Source organism: Ruegeria sp. CG4, assembly GCF_056537185.1.
The window spans coordinates 112,224-132,603 of sequence record NZ_JBQFRB010000005.1 but is presented as its reverse complement, the minus strand read 5'-3'; the positions used below and the strand labels follow the sequence as shown (position 1 = coordinate 132,603).

The window sequence follows — 20,380 nt, the reverse complement described above, 5'->3', positions numbered from 1 at the left end:
GCGTTTCCATCAGGCTCGCGCGAAAGTCTTGGACAATATCTCCGTCAGGTATTCGGCATCATCCTCTGAAAACGCATCGGGCTGATCGCTGTCGATGTCGAAAACCGCGATTACCTCACCTGCGGCATTGTGAACAGGCAGAACCAGTTCGGATCGGGTTGAGGACGCGCAGGCGATATGCCCCGGGAACGCGTCGACATCCGGAACAAGCTGCACCTGCCCTGTGCGCGCAGCCGCACCACAAACACCCCGGTCGAAGGGAATGACCAGACAGCCATGCCCCCCCTGGTAAGGGCCGATTTTCAGCAACCCCGGTTCGGTCACCCGATAAAACCCGGTCCAGTTGAACCGGTCGTCGGAATGATGCACCTCGCAGGCGACGGTGGCCATCAGTGCAACCTCGTCACTTTCGCCTTCGGTCAGAGCGGCAATGGTTCTGGCCAGCATGGTGTAGTCTGCAGTCATGGTGGAAATCCCGTCTGTAGTGGGTAAGGGGGCGCTGCCCCCTCTTGAGCCGTTGGCTCAATTCACCCCCGGAGTATTTGGAAAAAGATGAAGGGTCAAACCCGTTCGATTGCAATCGCGGTGCCTTCGCCACCACCGATGCAGATGGCTGCCACACCGCGCTTGAGGTTTCGTTTTTCCAGAGCATTGAGCAGCGTCACCATGATTCGGGCACCTGATGCGCCGATCGGATGGCCCAGGGCGCAGGCGCCGCCATTCACATTCACTTTTTCACGCGGCAAACCCATTTCGCGCATGAACGCCATGGGAACGACGGCGAAGGCTTCGTTCACTTCCCACAGATCAACGTCATCCTTGCTCCATCCGATGCGGGACAGCAGCTTTTGCGCCGCCGGAACCGGAGCGGTCGTAAAGAGGCCCGGAGCCTGCGCGTGGCTGGCATGCCCGAGGATGCGCGCACGAACGTTCAGGCTCTGCGCCTCGGCCACTTCGGCGGAGGCAAGAACCAGCGCTGCGGCGCCGTCGGAGATCGATGAGGAGTTGGCGGCTGTTACGGTCCCGTCCTTGCGAAACGCGGGTTTCAGGGTCGGAATCTTTTCCGGCCGCGCCGATTTTGGCTGTTCGTCAATATCTTGTGTGACTTCACCTTTGCGGGCCCGCACGACGTGCGGCGCAATTTCGCCGTCAAACGCCCCGTTTTCCTGAGCGGCCAGCGCGTTGGACAGAGACTGCAGCGCGTATTCGTCCTGTGCCTCACGCGTGAATTGATAGGCCTCGGCGCAGTCTTCGGCGAAGGTGCCCATCAGGCGGCCCTTGTCATACGCGTCCTCAAGCCCGTCCAGAAACATATGGTCCACCACCTGACCGTGACCGATGCGCGCCCCGCCGCGCATTTTGGGCAGCAAGTAGGGGGCGTTTGTCATGCTTTCCATACCGCCCGCGACCATGGTGTCGGCATGACCCAGCGCAATCTGGTCAAACGCTATCATCGCCGCCTTCATCCCGGACCCGCACATCTTGTTCAGGGTCGTTGCGGGCACGTCTTCGCCCAAACCGGCGGCGAAACCAGCCTGCCGCGCCGGAGCCTGTCCCTGACCGGCGGGCAGAACGCAGCCCATCAGAACCTCGTCCACGGTCTGTACTCCGGCTCCCTGCATGGCCGCTCGAATGGCCGTGCCACCCAGATCGGCCGCCGCAACCCCATCGAACATGCCCTGAAACCCGCCCATTGGGGTGCGGGCTGCACCCGCGATCACGACCTGCTTCATCCGGATTCTCCTTCTGGTTTTCCAGGTTCTGAATACCGAATGGTAAGAATTGCCGTCTAGCGTATTTCTACGAGGTTTTTTCATTCTGGAGGGCAACCGGACATGGGTCTGATCAGTACGACAACCGGTGAGACGCAGGTGATCACGGTTCAGGCCGACCGGATCGACGCCGCCATTGCGATACAGTTCAAGGAAGATATGCGTAATCAGACCGACGGCGGCGCGGGCCGGGTGGTGCTGGACCTGTCGGATGTCGAATTCATCGATTCCAGCGGACTGGGTGCCATCGTGGCATCCATGAAACAGCTTGGCGATGACCGCAGCCTGGATCTGGCGGGTCTGCACCCGTTTGTCGAGAAAGTATTTCGGCTGACCCGCATGGATACAGTTTTCCGGTTGTTTGCGACGCTGGAAGACGCCCTGACGCCGGCTGCGGATTAAAGTTGCACAGGAAACCATTCGCGTGGCCTCTGTTCATGATCATGACTTTCTGGAACTGAGCTTTGCCGCAACCGAAGCTGAGGCGAGCATGGGTATCGCCCGTCTCAGCGCCGGCCTCGCCGAGCGCGGATTGCCCGCGCCAAAGGCAAGCGACGTCAAAATCGCGCTGGCCGAGGCGATAAACAACGTGGTCGAACATGCCTACGCAGGCATCGCCCCAGCCCGTGTTCTTGTCAGGTGCCGCCTGCACAGGGATTGGCTTGTCATTGTCATTACGGATACCGGCAACCCTTTGCCGGGGTGTCGAGTGCCCGATGGAATTCCGGCGGACGTCAACACAACCAGACAGAGTCTGCCTGAAGGGGGATTCGGATGGTTCCTGATTCACCAATTGACCAGCGCCATCCACTATGAGCGGCGCGAAGGGTGCAATAGGTTGTCTTTGCACTTCGATTTCCCGGATGAGGCGAATTGACCCGAAATGGCCACAATAAGGCCCAGATCGAAACATTGTCGCGCCGCAAATAATTGGCAAAAGGGTCTTGTAGCTCAGATAGCTTCCCTCGGCGCCTAGCATCACAGCCCCCACCCAGTGACCGGCGCCGAGGAACCTCCCCTCAAGTTGACTGGACATTCCTCTGCCGCGCGATACGGTCTGCGCGTTCAATGAGGAGAGCCCCGTCATGCGCGATTTGCACAAACCCGGACGTTCCGAAGTACTGGCGACCGAAGGCATGTGTGCGACGTCACATCCTTTGGCGGCTAAGGTGGCGCTGGACATACTGGCGCAGGGCGGAAACGCGATGGACGCCGCCATCGCCGGTGCGGTTCTGCTGGGTATTTGCGAACCACAAATGACCGGTCTAGGTGGCGATTGTTTTGTCCTGTTCAATCGCGCAGGCGAGAACGAAATTCGCGCGCTGAACGGTTCAGGCCGCGCGCCCCAAGCAGCAAATGCAGAAGCGTTGCGCGCAAAGGACCTGAAGACCGTGCCCCTGAACACCCCGGATGCAGTGACAGTTCCGGGTGCTGTTGATGCGTTTTGCCACCTGGCGGAAACGGAAGGGCGGCTGGGGCTTAAGGCGATTTTGCAACCGTCCATCGACTACGCCGAGACCGGTGTTCCGGTGGCCGCACGGGTGGCCTTTGACTGGAAATCCGGCGCGGCTGTATTGCAGGGTGCGGCCCGCGACCACTATCTGATCGATGGCAAGGCCCCGGAAACAGGTCAGGTCTTTCGCGCTCCGGGTCAGGCGGAGGTTCTGCGCCAAATTGCTCGTCACGGGCGCGAAGCATTCTACACCGGTAACATCGCGCAAGACATGATTTCCGCCCTGAACACATTGGGTGGGGTCCACACATCGGATGACTTTCAAGCCACCAGATGGACGCAAACCAACCCAATGAGCGGGCACTACAAAGGCACGGACCTTGTCGAACACCCGCCAAATGGGCAAGGGGCGACTGCGATCCTGTTGCTCAATATTCTGAAGAACTTTGATCTGGCCGGGATGGACCCTTTTGGTGCGCAAAGGGTTCATATCGAGGCCGAGGCCACCAAATTGGCCTACGATGCCCGCAACCGGTTCATTGCTGATCCCGATAATATGGCCAGGGCCGAACGGTTTACAGATCAGGACATTGCAGACAGGCTGGCAGCGCTTATCGATCCAAAAAGCGCAATGGCTGCCGCCGCACCGCTGACCGAGTCCGTTCACAAGGATACCGTCTATATCACGGTGGTCGACCGGGACCGGATGTCCGTATCGCTCATCTACTCGATCTTCCACAGCTTCGGATCAGGGATTGCGTCTGAAAAATATGGTATTCTGCTGCAGAACCGCGGGGCGGGCTTTACGCTGCAAGCCGGGCATCCCAATGAGCTGGGCGGTGGAAAACGCCCGATGCACACGATCATTCCCGGAATGCTGAAACAGGACGGCCGGGTAGTGATGCCATTCGGCGTCATGGGCGGGGCCTACCAGCCGACCGGACACGCCAGATTCCTGTCCAATCTTGTCGATTTTGATTTGAGTCTTCAGGGCAGCATCGATGCGCCGCGCGCCTTTGCCGATGGTGGGGTACTGAAACTGGAACGCGGATATCCGCAAGCAGTAGCGCAACAATTGTCTGACATTGGCCACACTGTTTCAATTCCTGACACACCCCTCGGCGGTGCACAGGCGATCCGAATCTGTGAAAGCGGTGTTCTTGAGGGGGCAAGTGACCCCAGAAAAGACGGATGTGCGCTTGGGTATTAAGTTTCGGCGACCGGAAGGCGGCAGCTATGCGGTCATCAGTTCAGATGAAAGTGCAGCAGGTACGCGCCATCCTCGAACGGGCCGAACATGTTGGGAATATCGGGGTGCTCAACCGGCTCTCCGGACTGGTCGGCAACCAGATTTTGTTCTGAAACATAAGCAACATAGAAGGATTGGTCGTTTTCAGCCAACAGGTGATAAAACGGCTGATCCTTTATCGGCCGGCTGTCTTCAGGAATCGCCTGATACCATTCTTCCGTATTCGAGAACTCCGGATCCACGTCAAAAATCACCCCTCGAAAGGGATGTTTCTTATGGCGGACCACCTGGCCCAAGCCGTATTTGGCATTTGTCTTCAGCATTATTTCAGCCCCCGGAGGTCTTACTACCTCTTTCCGGGCCAAAATGCCAATCATTGATCTGAAATTCAGGGAAACAGTCTGTGAACCTAATACTGACAGTGTTCGAAATTGTCGCTCCGGTATTTCTGCTTTCAGGGATTGGGTTTACCTGGGTCAGGCTGGGATTCGAGTACCGTTTGCAGTTCGTGACACGGTTTGCGATGACACTGGCCGTGCCAAGTCTGATCTTCGTCGCCCTGATGCAGACCGAAATTCCGGGCGGGGATCTGTCACGGTTCACGCTGGCCACCATTGCCGGGAATCTGGCACTTGCCGTGGTCTTCAAAGTGACCGTTCATCTTTTTAAACTGGAGCAGCGCACGTATCTGTCGCCGCTCATTTTCGGGAATACCGGAAATCTTGGCCTGCCTCTGTGTATTTTTGCATTCGGGCAGGCCGGACTGGGCTATGCGGTGATCTTTCTGGCGGTCACGGCCCTGTTTTCATTCACTTACGGAATCTATCTGGTCGCCGGAAAAGGCGCGTTTGGCAAAGTCATACGCGAGCCGATGGTCTGGGCAACGCTGCTTGGCGCGCTGTTTTTGTGGCAAGGCTGGGAAACGCCCCGATTTCTGACCAATACGCTCGAGTTGCTGGGGCAAATGGCGGTGCCCATGATGCTGATCACGCTCGGCGTCGCGATTGCACGTCTGACCACGGACAAGCTGGGGCAGGCAATCTGGCTGTCTGTTCTGAAGCTTGGCGTTTGCTTTGTTTTGGGCTGGACCGTTGCAGTGACGTTCGATCTTGGGGCCGTGGCATTCGGTGTGCTGGTCTTGCAGATGTGCACCCCGGTGGCAGTCACATCGTACCTTCTGGCCGAGCGGTTCAAGGCCGATTCAGACGCGGTTGCCGGAATGGTCATGGTCTCGACCCTTCTTTCCGTGGGGGCATTACCTGTCATTCTGGCTATTGTTCTGTAACGAAAGTGATTTCCTCAAACTACAATCTGCGCTAGAATGAACAAAAAAGGCACGAGGCACATGAGCAGAATTCTAGTTGTACTCCTTGGGGTGCTGCTTTTGGCATCCTGTGGGGGCGGTTCCAAGCAACCGCCCAGCAGATTGAATGACGCGTGCAGTATTGCGCGCGAAAGACCTGACTATATCAAGGCGTTCAAATCCACCGAACGGAAATGGGGGGTGCCCATTCACGTTCAGATGGCGACGATCTATCAGGAAAGCCGCTATCGCCACGATGCACGAACCCCGCACAAATACGCACTGGGAGTGATCCCGCTAGGCCGTCAGAGCAGCGCCTACGGCTTCAGCCAGGCCCTTGATGGCACGTGGGAGCAATATCAGCGCGAAACCGGAAAACGGCGCGCCAAGCGGGATCGCATTCGCGACGCGTCGGACTTCATCGGCTGGTACATGAACAAAAGCTACGAACGCAACGGCATCCACCCCAGCGACACCCGCAACCAGTACCTGGCCTATCACGAAGGTCACGCCGGCTTTGCGCGTGGCACCTACAACGGTAAATCCTGGTTGCTGAACGTGGCGGATGATGTCGATGCGCGTGCGCGTCTTTATCAGGCCCAGCTGGCGTCCTGCCGAGTCTGACACCATTGCGCAGGCCGGCAGTTACCCGGCCTGTCCTAATTCGGGCGTGAGAACAGGCTCTGGTTCAAGCGTCCGTCTGTTTCCAATGCGCCCAGCAGGACCGTGGTCTGCCCCCCGGCATTGTCGTGAATCACCCATTTACGCAGCTCAATGGGATCGCCTGTAAACATCAGCTCGATCCGGCCTGCGTCGGGGTTTTTGGGGTCCTGCGCCGTAACGATTGTGGCGGTCCCGTCAAACTCGTGCCCCACCACCATATTCGCCTCACCCAGATTTACATTTCGCTTCAGCACCAGTGACAACGGTGTCCGGTTCAGCGGGTATTGCTCGGGCGGCTGGTTTGATTTCGGATCAAAGATCATCACCGATCCAGAGCGCGCCAGAACGACGGCATCATTGGGGGGGTCATATTCGAACCGCATCTTGCCGGGGCGTTGAATCCAAAGCTTTCCGGTACTTAGCGATCCGTCATCATTGACCTGAGTGAACGACGTCTGAACGGTTTTCATATCGTTCAGGTATTTTGAAATCTGCGACAATGGCAGTTTGTCTGCCGCCCAGGCCGCAGGCGCGGCCAGTGTCAAAGCAAGGGCAAAGGCTATCTGTTTCATGAAACACCAGATAAGCGCTTTGCCCTTGTTATTAAATATCCTACTGCTCGGGGACGAGGATTTCGCGCTTACCGACGTGATTTGCCGACGAAACAACGCCTTCGTCTTCCATCTGCTCAACAAGCCGCGCGGCCTTGTTGTAGCCAATGGCAAGTTTCCGCTGAATGTACGAGGTCGAGCATTTGCGATCCTTAATTACAATCCCGACTGCCTGGTCGTACAGGGCATCCTCACCGTTGGTGTTTCCACCGGTATTCAGGCCCAGAACAGCATCGATATTGTCAGCGGTTTCCTCGGCCGGGCCATCGACTACCCCACTCATGTAGTCCGGTGGACCGAACTGTTTCAGGTGGTTGACGATTTCCTCGACCTCTTCGTCCGAAACGAACGGACCGTGGCAGCGGGTAATCTTGGCCCCACCAGCCATGTAGAGCATGTCGCCCTGCCCAAGCAGCTGCTCGGCGCCCATCTCCCCCAGAATAGTCCGGCTATCAACTTTCGAGGTCACTTGGAACGAAATCCGTGTCGGGAAATTCGCCTTGATCGTACCGGTGATCACGTCGACCGACGGGCGCTGCGTTGCCATGATCAGGTGAATACCCGAAGCCCGCGCCATCTGTGCCAGACGCTGAATGCAGGCTTCGATTTCCTTACCCGCGACCATCATCAGGTCGGCCATCTCATCGACGATGACGACGATGTAGGGCATCGCCTCGGGTGCGAATTCTTCGGTCTCGAACGTGGGTTCGCCGGTTTCATCATCAAATCCCGTCTGAACCGTACGGCTGAACAGTTCGCCCTTGGCCAGCGCGTCCTTCACACGGCCGTTGTAGCCCGCGATATTGCGCACGCCCATTTTGGACATCTTGCGATAGCGGTCCTCCATCTCGCCCACGACCCATTTCAGAGCCACAACCGCCTTTTTTGGGTCGGTCACAACGGGTGACAGCAGATGCGGGATGCCGTCATAAACGGACAGCTCCAGCATCTTTGGGTCGATCATGATCAGGCGGCATTCATCCGGCGTCAGCTTATACAGCAGTGACAGGATCATGGTGTTGATCGCCACCGACTTACCGGAGCCCGTGGTACCCGCGATCAGCAGGTGAGGCATCTTGGCCAGGTTCGCGACAACGGATTCCCCGCCGATATCCTTGCCCAGTGCCAAAGGCAGCGCGTGGTTGCCATCGCCAAAGTCCCGGCTGGCGAGGATTTCGCGCAGAACCACCATCTCGCGATTTTCGTTGGGCAGTTCGATACCGATCACGGAACGCCCCGGCAATGTCGAAACCCGCGCCGACAAGGCGGACATGGACCGCGCGATATCGTCCGCCAGACCGATCACACGGCTGGCTTTCAGGCCCGGAGCCGGTTCAAGTTCGTACATGGTCACTACAGGGCCAGGGCGGACGCTGACGATCTCACCCTTGACGCCATAATCGTCCAGAACGTTTTCCAACATCCGCGCGTTTTCCTCCAGCGCCTCATCGCTCAGATGATGGCGCTGAATGCTGGCCGGATTGGACAGCAGGCCCAGCGGCGGCAATTCGAAATCCGAATGCCGTTCCTCGAACGACAAGGTCGGCTGCGCTTCGGCCTGGGCACGGCGCGACGGTGGCGGGCTGCGGCGCACAGGCTGTGCCACGACCGGTTTGCGCGGTTCGGCCACCGGGATTTTCATTGCAGGGCGCGGCTCTGGCGCGGGTTCGGGTGCGTCCTCGAACACGTCGTCGTCGTCAAAATCGGGTTCCGGCTGAAAGCCCTGCATGTGATCGGGTTCAGGCACGTACGCGTTCGGCTCAGGCGCCTGCCATTCGGGCGCCGCCCCTGAAGTCAACGGCGGTTCGGGTGGCAACCCGGCCGCAGTAATGGGTGGCTCGGGCGGCAATTCTCCGGCCCGCGCTGTGTTCAGGATCAGTGGGTCGGGCCCTCTGCCGCGGCCCTTGGTCAGCGGAAGGTTCGGATCGGGTTCGGGCGTCATCTCACCGGTGGCGACCCGGCGGCTGCGGACGGCTGCCGAAATTTTCGAACGGATACGATCCTCTCCCGGCATTTCGTCGAAACCTGCAACCGGTTCAGGGTCGACAAGCTCGGGTTCCGGCATCGGTTCCGGTCGCCGGATCAACGCGGGCATCCGCGCCAGCAGCCCGGTTTTCTGCGGCCCGGGCCCGAATTCAGGCTCTTCGAATACAGGATCGGCAAAATCCATATCGTCCTGGAACACGAGGTCATCAGCCTCGATCCGGGCGGCCTTGCGATCTTCCCACCGCGCGCGGCGGTCACGCGCGGCCTGGGCCGTGGCAGATGCGCTGCGGCCAAGTCCCTTCATCAGCATGTCGTAGGACAGAACAAGACCAAGTAGGAAAGCCCGGAACCCGCGCCGGACGTCGTCTTTGGTAAACCCAAGCACAAAAACGCCCAGCGCCAGCATCCCCACCGCCATCGCCAGCGACATCAGCTTGACCATGAAATGCGAGGAAATCGGCAACAATGTCAGCAACGCACCCATCACGGTATCGCCAAACAAGCCGCCCAGACCATAGCTGTGGGTGGCGCGCCATGCGTCGCCCGGCACCAGAGTCGCTGCATAAACCGATACAACCGCGATCCAGATCGGCGCAAAGATCAGGCGCGCAACGGCGCGATCTTCGCCGAAGTGACCGGCAAAGCGGATGCCCCAGCCGATCAACACCAAAGCGATGCTCCAGCTTCCCCAGCCCACGATCATGAACAGAGGCGCAGCGATCGAGGCCCCGATACGGCCCATCCAGTTCTGCACCGGCGCGTCTGTCGATACCATCCAGTTCGGATCATCCGGCGTGTAGGACCAGATCATTGCCGCTGCCGCAAAACCAAGCAGGATCAGGGCGATCCCGATCAATTCCTTGCTGCGCCGCTCAATCGCGGCCTGCGTTGTGCTGTCCAGTAAAGGATCGCGGTTGCGCGCGTTCAATGATGCCATTTTGCCCTCGTACCTCACGAATAGATGCAGTCGCGAAGCGTGATCAGCCCGCGCTGCAACTCTGTTTTTGGGGCCACCATGGCGACCCGGATAAATTGCTCGCCCGGGTTCTGTCCCGGATCGCCTTGAGAAAGATATGCGCCTGGCAGGACACGCACCCCTGTCTCCTGCCACAGCTTCAACGCTGTTTCCTCGCCGTTTTCGACCGGTAGCCACAGGAAGAACCCGGCCTCAGGCGGCATATAGCCCTGCACGCCAGCGAACACCTCATCCGCAATGGCGTATTTATCCTGATAAAGCGCGCGGTTTTCCCTTACATGTGCCTCATCCGCCCAGACCTTGGCGGCAGCGGCCTGCAAAGGCGCTGGCAGAGGCGCGCCAGAATAGGCCCGCAGCTGTTTGACCCTTTTGATCGTCTCGGGTCCACCAGCAATCAGACCCGAACGCAGTCCGGCCAGATTGGATCGCTTGGACAGCGAATTGAACAGGACGATCCGCTCAGGGTCCGCTCCCAGTTCCTGCGCCACGGTCAGAATACCTGTCGGAGCTTCGTCGCGGTAAATCTCGGAATAACATTCGTCGGCGAAGATGCGGAAATCGTATCTCTCGGCCAGACGGATCAGTTCAGCCCAATAGTCCCGCGACGCAACCGCGCCCTGCGGGTTGGCGGGTGAGCAGATATAGGCCACCGCAGTTCGGTTCAGCACGTCCTCGGGCAGACCGGCATAGTCCGGCAAGTGCCCTGTGGCGGCCGTGGCAGAAACAAAAACCGGCTGCGCCCCGACCGAGATCGAGGCGACCATGTAAACCTGATAAAACGGGTTCGGGCATAGAACGATCGGCTGCTGGCCGTTTTTCAGCTCCGGGCACAGCGCCATAGCTGCGTTATACAGACCCTCGCGTGTGCCATTCAGGGCCATCACGTTGGTTTCGGGATCAAGCGAAACACCATAACGACGTTCGATCCAATCGGTGATCGCGCCCCGCAGCGCGGGCGAACCTTCGTTCGGCGGATATCCCTGAAAATCAGCAGCGTTTTCGGCGATGATATCCGTCACCCACGCCGGGAAATTATGCATGGGCGTGCCGATAGTCATATGAATGACCTCACCGCCCGGCTGATGGTGATCCAACAGGGCGCGCAGACGCGGGAATGCATATGCCGGTAGGTCCGAAAACCGCTCGGGGAAATTCATATCAACTGCCTCAATGCCGGGATCGCTTTTGTCCCGATTTTTTGGCAGATTACAGGGCGCACCCCGCCTCGTCCAGACAAAGAGGTGCCGAATCAGGGGATTGTGGCATTCAGGCCAACGCGGATTCGGCCGCAGATCCCAGCCGTAACAGCGCTTCTTCCGAACCGGGATAGCCTAGCATCATCAATCCGCAACCGGGTGTTCCGGTGGGCAAAGTCAGAGAAGCCAAACCCATCAGATTGCCGATGCGCGTGTTGCGCAGGGCCAGCAGATTTTCGGTGACGTAGTAGTCATGGTCGGTCATCAGACGGTCCAGATTCGGCGGCAGAATGGGTGCCGTCGGGGCCAGAACCGCGTCAAACCCGGCGGTTGCGGCGTCCCATGCGCTGCGGCAGGCCTTGAGCCTGGACCAGGCCGCTACGTAGTCCGGGCCGGAATGCGCCTTGCCGATGCGGAATCGTTCCAGAATTTCCGGATACATGGCATCGGGGTTCGCTTCGATCACGTCACGCCACAGCCCATACGCTTCTGTCGTATAGACTACACTGGTCAGACCCATGGCGTCGTTCAGTTCAGGAACATCCAGCGGTACGATTTGCGCGCCGGCCTCCCGCAGTCGGTTCAGGGCTTCCTCAAGCGCCTTGCGCGGGCCGTCCCGCAAATCATCCCTGGCAACATTCTGCAGATCGGCAAACCGCCGCCCTTTCAGGCTGGCCCCCCGCAAGTCGGCGGGAGTGCCACCTTCCAACAACGCCAGCACGTGCGCAGCATCCTCGACCGAACGGGCCAGCGGCCCAACCGTGTCAAACCGCAGGCACAATGGCACAGTGCCCTCAAGACTGACGCGTCCGGCTGTTGTTTTCAGGCCCACCAGATTGTTCCAGGCCGACGGGATGCGTACCGACCCGCCGGTATCCGATCCGATCCCGCAAGCCGCCAGGCCCCACGCTACCGAAGCCGCCGCGCCCGAGGATGAGCCGCCGGGCACCGCCTCTTCATCATCAATACAGGGCGGCGTACCGGTGATGGGATTCAGTCCAAGGCCGGAAAAGGCCAGCTCGCTCATATGTGTCTTGCCCAGACACACCGTTCCCATGGCGGTGGCGTTGCGCACGACCACGGCATCGGCATCCGGAACGCGACCTTTCAGCAGGGCCGTGCCTGCCTCGGTTGCGATGCCTGCCGTGTCAAACAGGTCTTTCCAGCTGATTGGCACACCGTCCAGCAAGGATCGGCGCAGCCCCAAGCCAGCTCGTTCCTTTGCGGCCTTGGCTTCGGCCCGGGCGCGGTCATGGGTAACGCGGGCATAAATACGATCACGATGCGGATGCGCGTCGATGGCCGCCAGATAGGTTTCGGTCAGATCCACAGGGTCGATCTGCCCCATTCTGATGCCGCGCCCCAGATCGCACGCGGTCATGGTCAGCCACTCCTGCATCCCTCACCTCCATTTATCTACGATGAGGGGACGGTAGCGACACGACCGCACATGGACAATCCCGAAAGGGCGCGCATATTGCGGGGCATGACTAAGGCTTCGGATATCCTGATCGTTGGCGGCGGCCTGAACGGCCCCGCACTGGCACTGGCACTGGCGCAGACCGGGCATTCTGTAACGGTAATCGACGCGCTGGCCGAGACCGTGCGCAAGGACGCCGCATTTGACGGCCGGGCCTACGCACTTGCGCTTGCTTCGCAAAGATTACTGGCGGCGACCAGCGTCTGGAGCAGGGTTGCCGGGCACGCGCAACCGATGCTCGAGATCAAGGTCACCGACGGGCATGCCGGGGCCGGCCCGTCGCCCTTCTTCATGCATTTCGACCATGCCGAGATCGAAGAAGGCCCGATGGGCTACATGGTCGAAGACCGCCATCTGCGTCGCGCCTTTCTTGAGGCGATGGCCGAGGAAAATGGCATCACGCAGCTGAGCGGGAAGACAGTCGTAGCGCAGGAATGCGATGCAACGGGCGTGTCACTGACACTTGACGATGGCTCTGTTCTGACCGGCGGCCTGCTTGTCGGATGCGACGGGCGCCGAAGCGGCACTGCCGCGCGGGCGGGCATCAGGCGCACCGGCTGGGATTATGGGCAGACGGCGCTGGTCTGCGCCATCGAACATGACCTGCCCCATCACGGCATTGCCCACCAGTTCTTCATGCCACCAGGTCCACTGGCTATTCTGCCGTTGACCGGCAATCGCAGCTCCATTGTCTGGAGTGAACGGACCGACACGGCCCGGCGCATCAACGCCCTGTCAGAAGCCGACTATCTGCAGGTCCTGCGCCCCCGGTTCGGGGATTTCCTGGGCGACATCCGTTTGCAGGGCGACCGGTTCACCTACCCGCTGAACCTGACCATCGCCAATTCCTTCATCGGCGAGCGGTTGGCACTCGTTGGGGATGCCGCGCACGGCATGCACCCGATCGCGGGGCAAGGATTAAACGCCGGATTGCGTGATGTCGGCGCGCTGGCCGAGGTGCTGACGCTGGCCGGACGGCGGGGCGAGGATTTCAGCTCGGCTCTGGTGCTGGAACGCTATCAGGAGTGGCGGCGGTTCGACACTGCAGCATTGGCCATGGCGACGGATGTGTTCAATAAGCTGTTTTCCAACGACAACCCGCTGCTGCGGATCGGTCGCGACATCGGCATGGGCATCGTCGGCTCTATGCCCGGGTTGCGCCGGGGCTTTGTGCGCGAGGCCGCCGGGCTGACCGGAGACCTGCCAAAACTGCTGCAGGGGCGCGCGATCTAAAACGCCGCCGGGCACCCTGAGACGATCAGTCGAGTTCTCGTGCTTCATCCACGAGCATCACCGGGATGCCGTTGCGGATCGGAAAGGCGAGATTCGCGGCTTTCGACACAAGCTCCTGCTTTTCGGCATCATAATGCAGCGTCGTATGGGATTGCGGGCAGATCAGCGCCTCGAGCATGCGGCGATCAAAAGTGGTGTCGGGTTCGCTCATTGCAGTTTTTCCTCGTTAGAGCCGCCGCGCAGGGCGAATTCGATCAGCGTCACAAGCGTTTCACGTCGGGTGCGCAGACAGGGCGCCTCGAGCAGAGCCTGTTTGTCCTCGGGGTCGAAATCCAGCAGCATCGACAGAGAGTTGACCAGCAACTCATCATCTGCGTCCTTCAACGTGTCCCAATCCGTCGACAGATGGCGTGATGAAAAGAATCGCTCCAGCAGGTTCAGAAACCTTGTGCGATTGAACCCGTCATCCTGTTCCGCCTTGCCCAGATCGCGGTCAAACCCATCCCACGAGACCGAGCACCGTCGATAGGGCGTAAATGCATCCAGTTCGGATTTGACCCGAAACCGCGAAATCCCGGTCAGTGTGATCAGATATCGGCCATCTTCCGTTTCGGAAAACTGTGTCACCCGCCCGGCACATCCGATCTGGTGCAGCTTGCTTTCATCGCTTTGGCACGGATTCGGCTGAACCATGGCTATCAGCCGTTCCTGAGTCTTGAGCGCGTCGTCCAGCATCTGAAGATAACGCGGCTCAAAAATGTGCAGCGGCAGGCGTGAACGGGGCAACAGCAGCGCCCCGGGCAATGGAAAAACGGATACCGTTTCCGGCAGATCAGCGGGATGCATCATGTATCCGAGTGTAGCCCTGATCCGGAATTAGGCAAATATCATCGAGCTGAGCTTGCGCCGCCCGTTCAGAACCACAGGGTCATTTGGCTTGAGCGCGTCGAAAATCGTGAACAGCTGGGTTTTGGCGGCTCCGTCGTTCCATTCGCGGTCCCGGCGGAACAGTTCCAGCAATTGCGCCACCGCGTCCTCGACGTCGCCATTGGCATGCAGGGCCTGCGCCAGATCGAACCGGGCCTGATGGTCGCCGGGTTCGGCTTCGACGGCGGCGCTCAGCTCGGCCACCGGGCCTGCATCGGCTGCCTGTTTGGCCAGTTCCAGCTGGGCATGCGCGGCCTCAAGCTCGGCTGTGCCGGAGATTTCGACCGGTGCCCCGTTCAGGATGGCTTCGGCCTGTTCCAGATCGCCAGACGCGATATGCGCACGCACCAAACCACCATAGGCTCCGGCATGGTTCGGATCTTCGCCCAGAATGGCGGCAAAGGTCTGCGCCGCATCGACGGCAGCCCCTTCGGCCAGCATTTCTTCGGCGGCCTGAACGGCATCATCCAACTGTCCGCCCGGGCTTTGGCCACCGGCCGCTTCGATCACGCGGTCCACAAACGCCTTGACCTCGGAACCCGGCACCGCGCCCTGAAACCCGTCAACGGGCTGGCCCTGGAAAAACGCATAGACGGTCGGAATCGACTGAACGCGCATCTGCGAGGCGATCATCTGGGCCTCGTCCACATTGATCTTGACCATCTTCACCGCGCCCTTGGCGGCGGTCACGGCCTCTTCCAACTGGGGTCCAAGCGTCTTGCACGGCCCGCACCACGGCGCCCAGAAATCGACGATGACCGGAGTTTCCTGCGACGCTTCAACAACATCGGCCATGAACGTGGCCTCGGTTCCGTCCTTGATCAGATCGGTGACATCAGCGCCGGCTGCGGCGTTCAGAAGTTCCATGGCTTACACTCTCTCGTTCGAACTTGGCCTCTATATGCAACCACAAAGGGCAGAAACCAATAGTAGAGTTTCGGGTTCAAAGGTCGAAAGTCGCAAAGACAGGCGCATGGTCGCTGGGTTTCTCCCAACCGCGCGCTTCGCGCAGAACGCGGCTGGAATGGCCCGCGTTCGAAATATCGGGCGTCGCCCAGACATGATCCAGCCGCCGTCCCTTGTCCGCGGCATCCCAATCCCGCGCACGATAGGACCACCAACTGAAAAGCTGGCCTTCGGGGATGTCCTTGCGTGTGACATCGACCCAACCGCCCGCATCCTGCGTTTCAGCCAGTTGTTCAACCTCGATGGGTGTGTGCGACACCACCTTGAGCAGTTGTTTGTGCGACCAGACATCATCTTCGCGCGGGGCGATGTTCAGATCACCGACCAGGATGGATTTTTCGGGTTTCTTCGAATGGAACCAGTCCCGCATATCCGTCAGGTAATCCAGTTTCTGACCGAATTTCTCGTTCACCTCACGGTCCGGCACATCGCCGCCTGCCGGGACATAGAAGTTATGAATCACCACGCCGTTTTCCAGCCGCCCGGCGATATGGCGGGCATGACCCAGCCCGGCGAAATCCTTGTCGCCCACCTCCTCCAGCGGAAGACGCGACAGGATGGCAACGCCGTTATACCCTTTCTGACCCCGCGCGATCAGATGGGTATAGCCCAACTCGGCAAACCCTTCGGTCGGGATTTTTTCAACCGGTGACTTGCACTCTTGCAGACACAGAACGTCGGGGGCCTCTTCCCGCAGCAATTTCAACACGATAGGTTCGCGCAGCCGGACCGAGTTGATGTTCCATGTGGCAATTGTGAAGGGCATGTGGAAGGTCTCCTGTATCGCGGTTGGTGCAACCTAACGCCCCGGTGGTCAGGGTGCCATGAGAAAAAGAACCCGCATGTAATTTGATATGAGGCGCTCGTTTTCTTCATCGCTTTATCGAGTTTGCCAATTCCTTGTGACTTCCTGCCAACAGGCTTGCCCGCTGTATGTCGCGGTCACAGGTGTGCATCGGATGAATGAGGCCACACCATGATTGAACACGAACCGCAGCCTGCAGCGTACTACGATCAGAACGGCATCTGGACGCTGGACCCCACGATCGCGGACCACCAGGTGTGCGACACTTTTGCCGAAGGTGTGAGCGATCTCGTGCAGTTGCTGGACGACAACAAACCGATGTTGTCACGGGACGTTTACGCCCGGCTTTTCGCGTCAATGCTGGCGATGTCCAGATTGCTCGGAGAGTATGAAGACCGCTGGAAAGGCAACTGACTTAACATAATGCCAGCGCGCAACCACACGGCCGGAGCGCCGAAATTCACACGTAAACCTTCGGTTGCAATAAAAAAGCCGGGCCCGGAGGCCCGGCAGTCCAACAGGGAGGTACATGTCATGACCCGGACATGCGCGGGATACGATCACCTTAAATATGTTTACAGAGTATCACTTTGATCCACCTCAATCCACACCCAGTTACGAAACGAGTCTATAGCCACCCGATTCTGTGACCAAAAGGCGTGCATTGGACGGGTCGGGCTCGATCTTCTGGCGCAGGCGATAGATATGAGTTTCCAGCGTGTGGGTTGTGACACCTGCATTGTAGCCCCAGACCTCGTGCAGCAGCACGTCACGGGCAACAACGCCGTCGGTGGACCGGTACAGGAACTTGAGAATATTGGTTTCTTTCTCGGTCAGGCGAATTTTGCGATCCTCTTCGGTGATCAGCATCTTCATCGCCGGTTTGAAAGTGTAGGGGCCCAGGACGAACACCGCATCTTCAGATTGCTCATGCTGGCGCAGCTGGGCACGGATGCGAGCCAAAAGAACCGGGAATTTGAACGGTTTCGAGACGTAATCATTTGCGCCGGCGTCCAGACCCAGGATGGTGTCGGCGTCGCTGTCATGGCCAGTCAGCATCAGAATCGGGCTTTTGACACCTTGTTTACGCATCAGGCGGCATAGTTCGCGCCCGTCGGTGTCAGGAAGGCCAACATCAAGAATCACCAGATCGTAGATCGCCTCACGGGCGCGCTCCATGGCTGACGACCCGTCGGATGCTTCGAAGACATCAAAGTCCTCGGTCATCACAAGCTGCTCACTCAGAGCTTCGCGCAGATCCTCGTCATCATCCACAAGCAGAATTTTCTTGAGCTGAGCCATGTTCCCGTCCTCCTATGCCTTTTGCATCACTTGCGTGTGGAATATGCAATCAACAAGATTTGCTGCAACTGTCTCACGACCTCGTGTCTGACGTATAGGAAATGTTTCACATTTTCCGCGGATCAGGCTACCTGATGGACGAAACGTTATAGGATAACACGGATGAGTCTCATTCCAGACATCTCGGAATTGCTGGCACGGGCGCGGGCAGATCTGCGCATGGGCCTGCCTGTGGTCCTGACAGATGACGGCGGGCTTAGCGTGTTGGCTCTGGCGTCGGAAACACTCAGCGCGCAAAGGCTTGCCGATCTCAGGGGTCTTGGAAGCGACCCGGTTGTCACGATCACCGGACGGCGGGCGGAAACGCTCAAGGCGCGGGCCTATGACGGCGATCTGGCGCGCGTGATCCTTCCGGCGGATGCGGATATTGGATGGGTGCAGGCCGTCGCCGATCCGTCAGACGATCTGAACGCACCGATGAAAGGCCCCCTGATGTCCGAGCGTCAGGGACATGCCAATCTGCACCGGATCGCGATTGCACTGACGAAATCCGCCCGCCTATTGCCTTCCGCTGTTGTCACCGCAATTGAAGACGGCCGCGCCTTTGCGGCAGCGCATGGACTGACCTGCATTGATCATACGCGCGCGGCACCTCATCTGGCCGACCGCAGCGCCTTGCACGAAGTCGTTGCAGCGCGCCTGCCAATGGAAGTGTCCGAGGCAGGCCGGTTGCACATTTTTCGCCCCGAAGACGGCGGAGAAGAACACTACGCCATCGAGATCGGACGCCCGGATCGGAGCAAGCCGGTTCTGGCCAGATTGCACTCGGCCTGTTTTACAGGCGATCTGTTGGGCAGCCTGAAATGCGACTGCGGCCCGCAGCTTCGCGGGGCCCTGGCCCAGATGGGCACGGAAGGTGCCGGCGTCCTGCTGTATCTCAATCAGGAGGGTCGCGGCATCGGGCTGGCCAACAAGATGCGCGCATATTTCCTGCAGGATCAAGGGTTTGACACGGTCGAGGCCAATCACCGCCTCGGGTTTGAAGATGACGAGAGGGATTTTCGCCTGGGGTCGGATATCCTGAAATCCCTTGGTTTCAATGCAGTCCGCCTGCTGACCAACAACCCGGCAAAGATTGCGATGATGGAGAAAACAGGAATCGCCGTAACCGAACGGGTACCGCTGCAGGTTGGTGAAACGGCGCATAATCGGGGATATCTGGCGACCAAGGCGGCAAAGTCAGGCCATCTGCTGTGACACCAATTGATCTTGTGCTGACGCCGCGCGGTGTCCGGTTTCTGGGCCGGGTCTTCCCCTGCACCATCGGGAAAGGCGGGATCAGCGCGGACAAGCGCGAAGGCGACGGCGCAACACCGGTTGGAACGCACCGGATTGTGGCCATGCTGTACCGGCCGGACCGCATCTGTCGGCCCGTGCCATGGGCGCGTCCGATCGGTCCGGGGGATCTTTGGTCTGACGACATGCAGGATGCGGGTTATAACCATCTGGTACGGGCGCCCTACGCCCACAGCCACGAGAAACTGCGCAGATCAGACCCTTTGTACGATCTTGTGCTCGTCGTTGACTGGAACTGGCCCGACGCGATTCCAGGGCGCGGCTCGGCCATCTTTATTCATCAATGGCGGCGACAGGGGTTTCCCACCGAAGGCTGCGTGGCCTTTCGCCGGGACCATCTGAAATGGATTGCCAGGCGTGTCGCCCAAGGCACGCGATTGATTATCCCTGCGGCCTGACCCGCTCGCCAAAAATTGCCGAACCGACGCGAACATGCGTTGCACCCAGCGCGATGGCTTTCTCGAAATCCCCGCTCATGCCCATGGACAACCCGGACAAACCGTTTCGTGCTGCGATCTTTGCCAGCAGGGCGAAGTGCAGCGAAGGCTCCTCCTCTATCGGAGGAATGCACATCAATCCCTGAATTGGCAGGTCGAGGTCACGGCATTCGGCAACAAACGCATCCGCATCTGAAGGCATGATTCCGGCCTTCTGCTCCTCTTCCCCGGTATTCACCTGAATGAAAAGGTCAGGGCAATGGCCCAGTTCCTGCGCCAGACGCGCCAGTGTCTTGGCAAGTTTGGGGCGGTCAACCGAGTGGATCGCGTTGCACAGTTCCATCGCCTGACGTGCTTTGTTGGTTTGCAGCGGGCCGATCAGATGCAGGTCAATGCCATCGTACCGCTCTTTGAAGGCGGGCCATTTTCCTGCTGCTTCCTGCACCCGGTTTTCACCGAAACACCGATGGCCCTGATCCAGCACCGCCTGAACCCGTTCATCGGGCTGAACCTTGGAAACGGCGATCAGCTTTACCGCGCCGGCGGGCCGTCCATTGGCAATTTCCGCCTTGGCGATACGGTCGGTGATTTCCTGCAGCGACATGGGGTTCCTCAATCTGCCTACCTGCGCAGACAAACACCAAGTCGGCACAAAAGAAAAGGGC

Annotated in this window: 22 protein-coding genes; 9 read left to right on the top strand and 13 right to left on the bottom strand. The window is 59.3% G+C overall.

Features of this window, described 5'->3' with window-relative positions:
- Positions 1 to 9: 9 nt before the first annotated feature.
- On the bottom strand, positions 10 to 465 hold the full coding sequence (locus ACR0J2_RS14530; RefSeq protein ID WP_170679457.1) for a GAF domain-containing protein: 456 nt from the start codon (positions 463 to 465) through the stop codon (positions 10 to 12).
- Positions 466 to 560: 95 nt separating this feature from the next.
- Positions 561 to 1,733: a thiolase family protein gene (locus ACR0J2_RS14525; RefSeq protein WP_480813005.1), complete on the bottom strand. Its 1,173-nt coding sequence runs from the start codon at positions 1,731 to 1,733 to the stop codon at positions 561 to 563.
- Positions 1,734 to 1,835: 102 nt separating this feature from the next.
- Here ACR0J2_RS14525 and ACR0J2_RS14520 point away from each other — a divergent pair, with 102 nt between their 5' ends.
- The 3 genes from ACR0J2_RS14520 (at position 1,836) to ACR0J2_RS14510 (ending at position 4,435) form a co-directional block, all read left to right on the top strand.
- Positions 1,836 to 2,174 (top strand): STAS domain-containing protein, encoded by a 339-nt coding sequence (locus ACR0J2_RS14520; RefSeq protein WP_480522771.1) that lies wholly within the window; start codon positions 1,836 to 1,838, stop codon positions 2,172 to 2,174.
- Between the two features lie 22 nt (positions 2,175 to 2,196).
- A complete protein-coding gene (locus ACR0J2_RS14515; protein ID WP_480813004.1) occupies positions 2,197 to 2,649 on the top strand; it encodes an ATP-binding protein in 453 nt (150 codons plus the stop codon).
- 208 nt (positions 2,650 to 2,857) lie between these two features.
- On the top strand, positions 2,858 to 4,435 hold the full coding sequence (locus tag ACR0J2_RS14510) for a gamma-glutamyltransferase family protein (protein WP_480813003.1): 1,578 nt from the start codon (positions 2,858 to 2,860) through the stop codon (positions 4,433 to 4,435).
- Between the two features lie 35 nt (positions 4,436 to 4,470).
- On the opposite strand, the gene hspQ is transcribed toward ACR0J2_RS14510, so the two are convergent.
- Positions 4,471 to 4,797: a heat shock protein HspQ gene (gene hspQ, locus ACR0J2_RS14505; RefSeq protein ID WP_170807314.1), complete on the bottom strand. Its 327-nt coding sequence runs from the start codon at positions 4,795 to 4,797 to the stop codon at positions 4,471 to 4,473.
- Positions 4,798 to 4,877: 80 nt separating this feature from the next.
- Between hspQ and ACR0J2_RS14500 the strand changes: the two genes are divergently transcribed.
- Together ACR0J2_RS14500 and ACR0J2_RS14495 are read left to right on the top strand one after the other, a co-directional pair.
- A complete protein-coding gene (locus ACR0J2_RS14500; RefSeq protein ID WP_480813002.1) occupies positions 4,878 to 5,759 on the top strand; it encodes an AEC family transporter in 882 nt (293 codons plus the stop codon).
- 60 nt (positions 5,760 to 5,819) lie between these two features.
- Positions 5,820 to 6,401, top strand: a complete 582-nt coding sequence (locus tag ACR0J2_RS14495; protein WP_170614255.1) for a transglycosylase SLT domain-containing protein — start codon at positions 5,820 to 5,822, stop codon at positions 6,399 to 6,401.
- Between the two features lie 35 nt (positions 6,402 to 6,436).
- On the opposite strand, the gene ACR0J2_RS14490 is transcribed toward ACR0J2_RS14495, so the two are convergent.
- The 4 genes from ACR0J2_RS14490 to ACR0J2_RS14475 all read right to left on the bottom strand — a co-directional run bounded on the left by ACR0J2_RS14490 (position 6,437) and on the right by ACR0J2_RS14475 (position 12,608).
- Entirely contained in the window at positions 6,437 to 7,012 is a 576-nt protein-coding gene (locus ACR0J2_RS14490) for a LolA family protein (RefSeq protein ID WP_170614254.1), read from the bottom strand.
- A 40-nt stretch (positions 7,013 to 7,052) separates the two neighbouring features.
- Entirely contained in the window at positions 7,053 to 9,974 is a 2,922-nt protein-coding gene (locus tag ACR0J2_RS14485; protein WP_480813001.1) for a DNA translocase FtsK, read from the bottom strand.
- A 14-nt stretch (positions 9,975 to 9,988) separates the two neighbouring features.
- Positions 9,989 to 11,170, bottom strand: coding sequence for an aminotransferase class I/II-fold pyridoxal phosphate-dependent enzyme (locus ACR0J2_RS14480; protein WP_480813000.1), 1,182 nt, complete (start codon positions 11,168 to 11,170; stop codon positions 9,989 to 9,991).
- 109 nt (positions 11,171 to 11,279) lie between these two features.
- Positions 11,280 to 12,608, bottom strand: a complete 1,329-nt coding sequence (locus ACR0J2_RS14475) for an amidase (protein WP_480812999.1) — start codon at positions 12,606 to 12,608, stop codon at positions 11,280 to 11,282.
- Between the two features lie 87 nt (positions 12,609 to 12,695).
- Between ACR0J2_RS14475 and ACR0J2_RS14470 the strand changes: the two genes are divergently transcribed.
- Positions 12,696 to 13,922, top strand: a complete 1,227-nt coding sequence (locus ACR0J2_RS14470; RefSeq protein ID WP_480812998.1) for an FAD-dependent monooxygenase — start codon at positions 12,696 to 12,698, stop codon at positions 13,920 to 13,922.
- Between the two features lie 25 nt (positions 13,923 to 13,947).
- Here ACR0J2_RS14470 and ACR0J2_RS14465 read toward each other — a convergent pair whose 3' ends face one another.
- The 4 genes from ACR0J2_RS14465 to ACR0J2_RS14450 form a co-directional block, all read right to left on the bottom strand.
- On the bottom strand, positions 13,948 to 14,133 hold the full coding sequence (locus ACR0J2_RS14465) for a Trm112 family protein (RefSeq protein ID WP_480812997.1): 186 nt from the start codon (positions 14,131 to 14,133) through the stop codon (positions 13,948 to 13,950).
- Positions 14,130 to 14,771 carry an LON peptidase substrate-binding domain-containing protein gene (locus ACR0J2_RS14460; protein WP_170619278.1) on the bottom strand — a complete coding sequence of 214 codons (642 nt, stop codon included), beginning with the start codon at positions 14,769 to 14,771 and terminating at the stop codon, positions 14,130 to 14,132. Before ACR0J2_RS14460 ends, ACR0J2_RS14465 begins: the two co-directional genes overlap by 4 nt.
- A 27-nt stretch (positions 14,772 to 14,798) precedes the next feature.
- Positions 14,799 to 15,716, bottom strand: a complete 918-nt coding sequence (trxA, locus tag ACR0J2_RS14455) for a thioredoxin (protein WP_480812996.1) — start codon at positions 15,714 to 15,716, stop codon at positions 14,799 to 14,801.
- A gap of 76 nt (positions 15,717 to 15,792) precedes the next feature.
- Complete coding sequence (locus ACR0J2_RS14450) at positions 15,793 to 16,581, bottom strand: exodeoxyribonuclease III (RefSeq protein WP_480812995.1); 789 nt, start codon at positions 16,579 to 16,581, stop codon at positions 15,793 to 15,795.
- A 210-nt stretch (positions 16,582 to 16,791) separates the two neighbouring features.
- On the opposite strand from ACR0J2_RS14450, the gene ACR0J2_RS14445 reads away from it, so the two are divergent.
- The gene (locus ACR0J2_RS14445; RefSeq protein ID WP_480812994.1) at positions 16,792 to 17,034 is read left to right on the top strand and encodes a hypothetical protein; all 243 of its coding nucleotides are present in this window, start codon (positions 16,792 to 16,794) and stop codon (positions 17,032 to 17,034) included.
- A gap of 201 nt (positions 17,035 to 17,235) precedes the next feature.
- On the opposite strand, the gene ACR0J2_RS14440 is transcribed toward ACR0J2_RS14445, so the two are convergent.
- Positions 17,236 to 17,922, bottom strand: a complete 687-nt coding sequence (locus ACR0J2_RS14440) for a response regulator transcription factor (RefSeq protein ID WP_050605036.1) — start codon at positions 17,920 to 17,922, stop codon at positions 17,236 to 17,238.
- 162 nt (positions 17,923 to 18,084) lie between these two features.
- Between ACR0J2_RS14440 and ribA the strand changes: the two genes are divergently transcribed.
- Positions 18,085 to 19,179, top strand: coding sequence for a GTP cyclohydrolase II (ribA, locus tag ACR0J2_RS14435; protein WP_170816959.1), 1,095 nt, complete (start codon positions 18,085 to 18,087; stop codon positions 19,177 to 19,179).
- Complete coding sequence (locus tag ACR0J2_RS14430; protein WP_170619279.1) at positions 19,176 to 19,676, top strand: L,D-transpeptidase family protein; 501 nt, start codon at positions 19,176 to 19,178, stop codon at positions 19,674 to 19,676. The genes ribA and ACR0J2_RS14430 overlap by 4 nt, the downstream gene beginning before the upstream one ends.
- Here ACR0J2_RS14430 and ACR0J2_RS14425 read toward each other — a convergent pair.
- Positions 19,660 to 20,319 (bottom strand): YggS family pyridoxal phosphate-dependent enzyme, encoded by a 660-nt coding sequence (locus tag ACR0J2_RS14425; protein ID WP_321249586.1) that lies wholly within the window; start codon positions 20,317 to 20,319, stop codon positions 19,660 to 19,662. The genes ACR0J2_RS14430 and ACR0J2_RS14425 overlap by 17 nt on opposite strands.
- Positions 20,320 to 20,380 lie beyond the last annotated feature (61 nt).

What these genes read in the sequence shown, in the direction of transcription:
- ribA (WP_170816959.1), top strand. Translation starts at nt 18,085, where the DNA reads ATGAGTCTCATTCCAGACATCTCGGAATTGCTGGCACGGGCGCGGGCA.
- ACR0J2_RS14450 (WP_480812995.1), bottom strand. Translation starts at nt 16,581, where the DNA reads ATGCCCTTCACAATTGCCACATGGAACATCAACTCGGTCCGGCTGCGC.
- ACR0J2_RS14490 (WP_170614254.1), bottom strand. Translation starts at nt 7,012, where the DNA reads ATGAAACAGATAGCCTTTGCCCTTGCTTTGACACTGGCCGCGCCTGCG.
- ACR0J2_RS14520 (WP_480522771.1), top strand. Translation starts at nt 1,836, where the DNA reads ATGGGTCTGATCAGTACGACAACCGGTGAGACGCAGGTGATCACGGTT.
- ACR0J2_RS14425 (WP_321249586.1), bottom strand. Translation starts at nt 20,319, where the DNA reads ATGTCGCTGCAGGAAATCACCGACCGTATCGCCAAGGCGGAAATTGCC.
- ACR0J2_RS14485 (WP_480813001.1), bottom strand. Translation starts at nt 9,974, where the DNA reads ATGGCATCATTGAACGCGCGCAACCGCGATCCTTTACTGGACAGCACA.
- hspQ (WP_170807314.1), bottom strand. Translation starts at nt 4,797, where the DNA reads ATGCTGAAGACAAATGCCAAATACGGCTTGGGCCAGGTGGTCCGCCAT.
- trxA (WP_480812996.1), bottom strand. Translation starts at nt 15,716, where the DNA reads ATGGAACTTCTGAACGCCGCAGCCGGCGCTGATGTCACCGATCTGATC.
- ACR0J2_RS14445 (WP_480812994.1), top strand. Translation starts at nt 16,792, where the DNA reads ATGATTGAACACGAACCGCAGCCTGCAGCGTACTACGATCAGAACGGC.
- ACR0J2_RS14525 (WP_480813005.1), bottom strand. Translation starts at nt 1,733, where the DNA reads ATGAAGCAGGTCGTGATCGCGGGTGCAGCCCGCACCCCAATGGGCGGG.
- ACR0J2_RS14465 (WP_480812997.1), bottom strand. Translation starts at nt 14,133, where the DNA reads ATGAGCGAACCCGACACCACTTTTGATCGCCGCATGCTCGAGGCGCTG.
- ACR0J2_RS14480 (WP_480813000.1), bottom strand. Translation starts at nt 11,170, where the DNA reads ATGAATTTCCCCGAGCGGTTTTCGGACCTACCGGCATATGCATTCCCG.
- ACR0J2_RS14470 (WP_480812998.1), top strand. Translation starts at nt 12,696, where the DNA reads ATGACTAAGGCTTCGGATATCCTGATCGTTGGCGGCGGCCTGAACGGC.
- ACR0J2_RS14495 (WP_170614255.1), top strand. Translation starts at nt 5,820, where the DNA reads ATGAGCAGAATTCTAGTTGTACTCCTTGGGGTGCTGCTTTTGGCATCC.
- ACR0J2_RS14475 (WP_480812999.1), bottom strand. Translation starts at nt 12,608, where the DNA reads ATGCAGGAGTGGCTGACCATGACCGCGTGCGATCTGGGGCGCGGCATC.
- ACR0J2_RS14440 (WP_050605036.1), bottom strand. Translation starts at nt 17,922, where the DNA reads ATGGCTCAGCTCAAGAAAATTCTGCTTGTGGATGATGACGAGGATCTG.
- ACR0J2_RS14530 (WP_170679457.1), bottom strand. Translation starts at nt 465, where the DNA reads ATGACTGCAGACTACACCATGCTGGCCAGAACCATTGCCGCTCTGACC.
- ACR0J2_RS14510 (WP_480813003.1), top strand. Translation starts at nt 2,858, where the DNA reads ATGCGCGATTTGCACAAACCCGGACGTTCCGAAGTACTGGCGACCGAA.
- ACR0J2_RS14460 (WP_170619278.1), bottom strand. Translation starts at nt 14,771, where the DNA reads ATGATGCATCCCGCTGATCTGCCGGAAACGGTATCCGTTTTTCCATTG.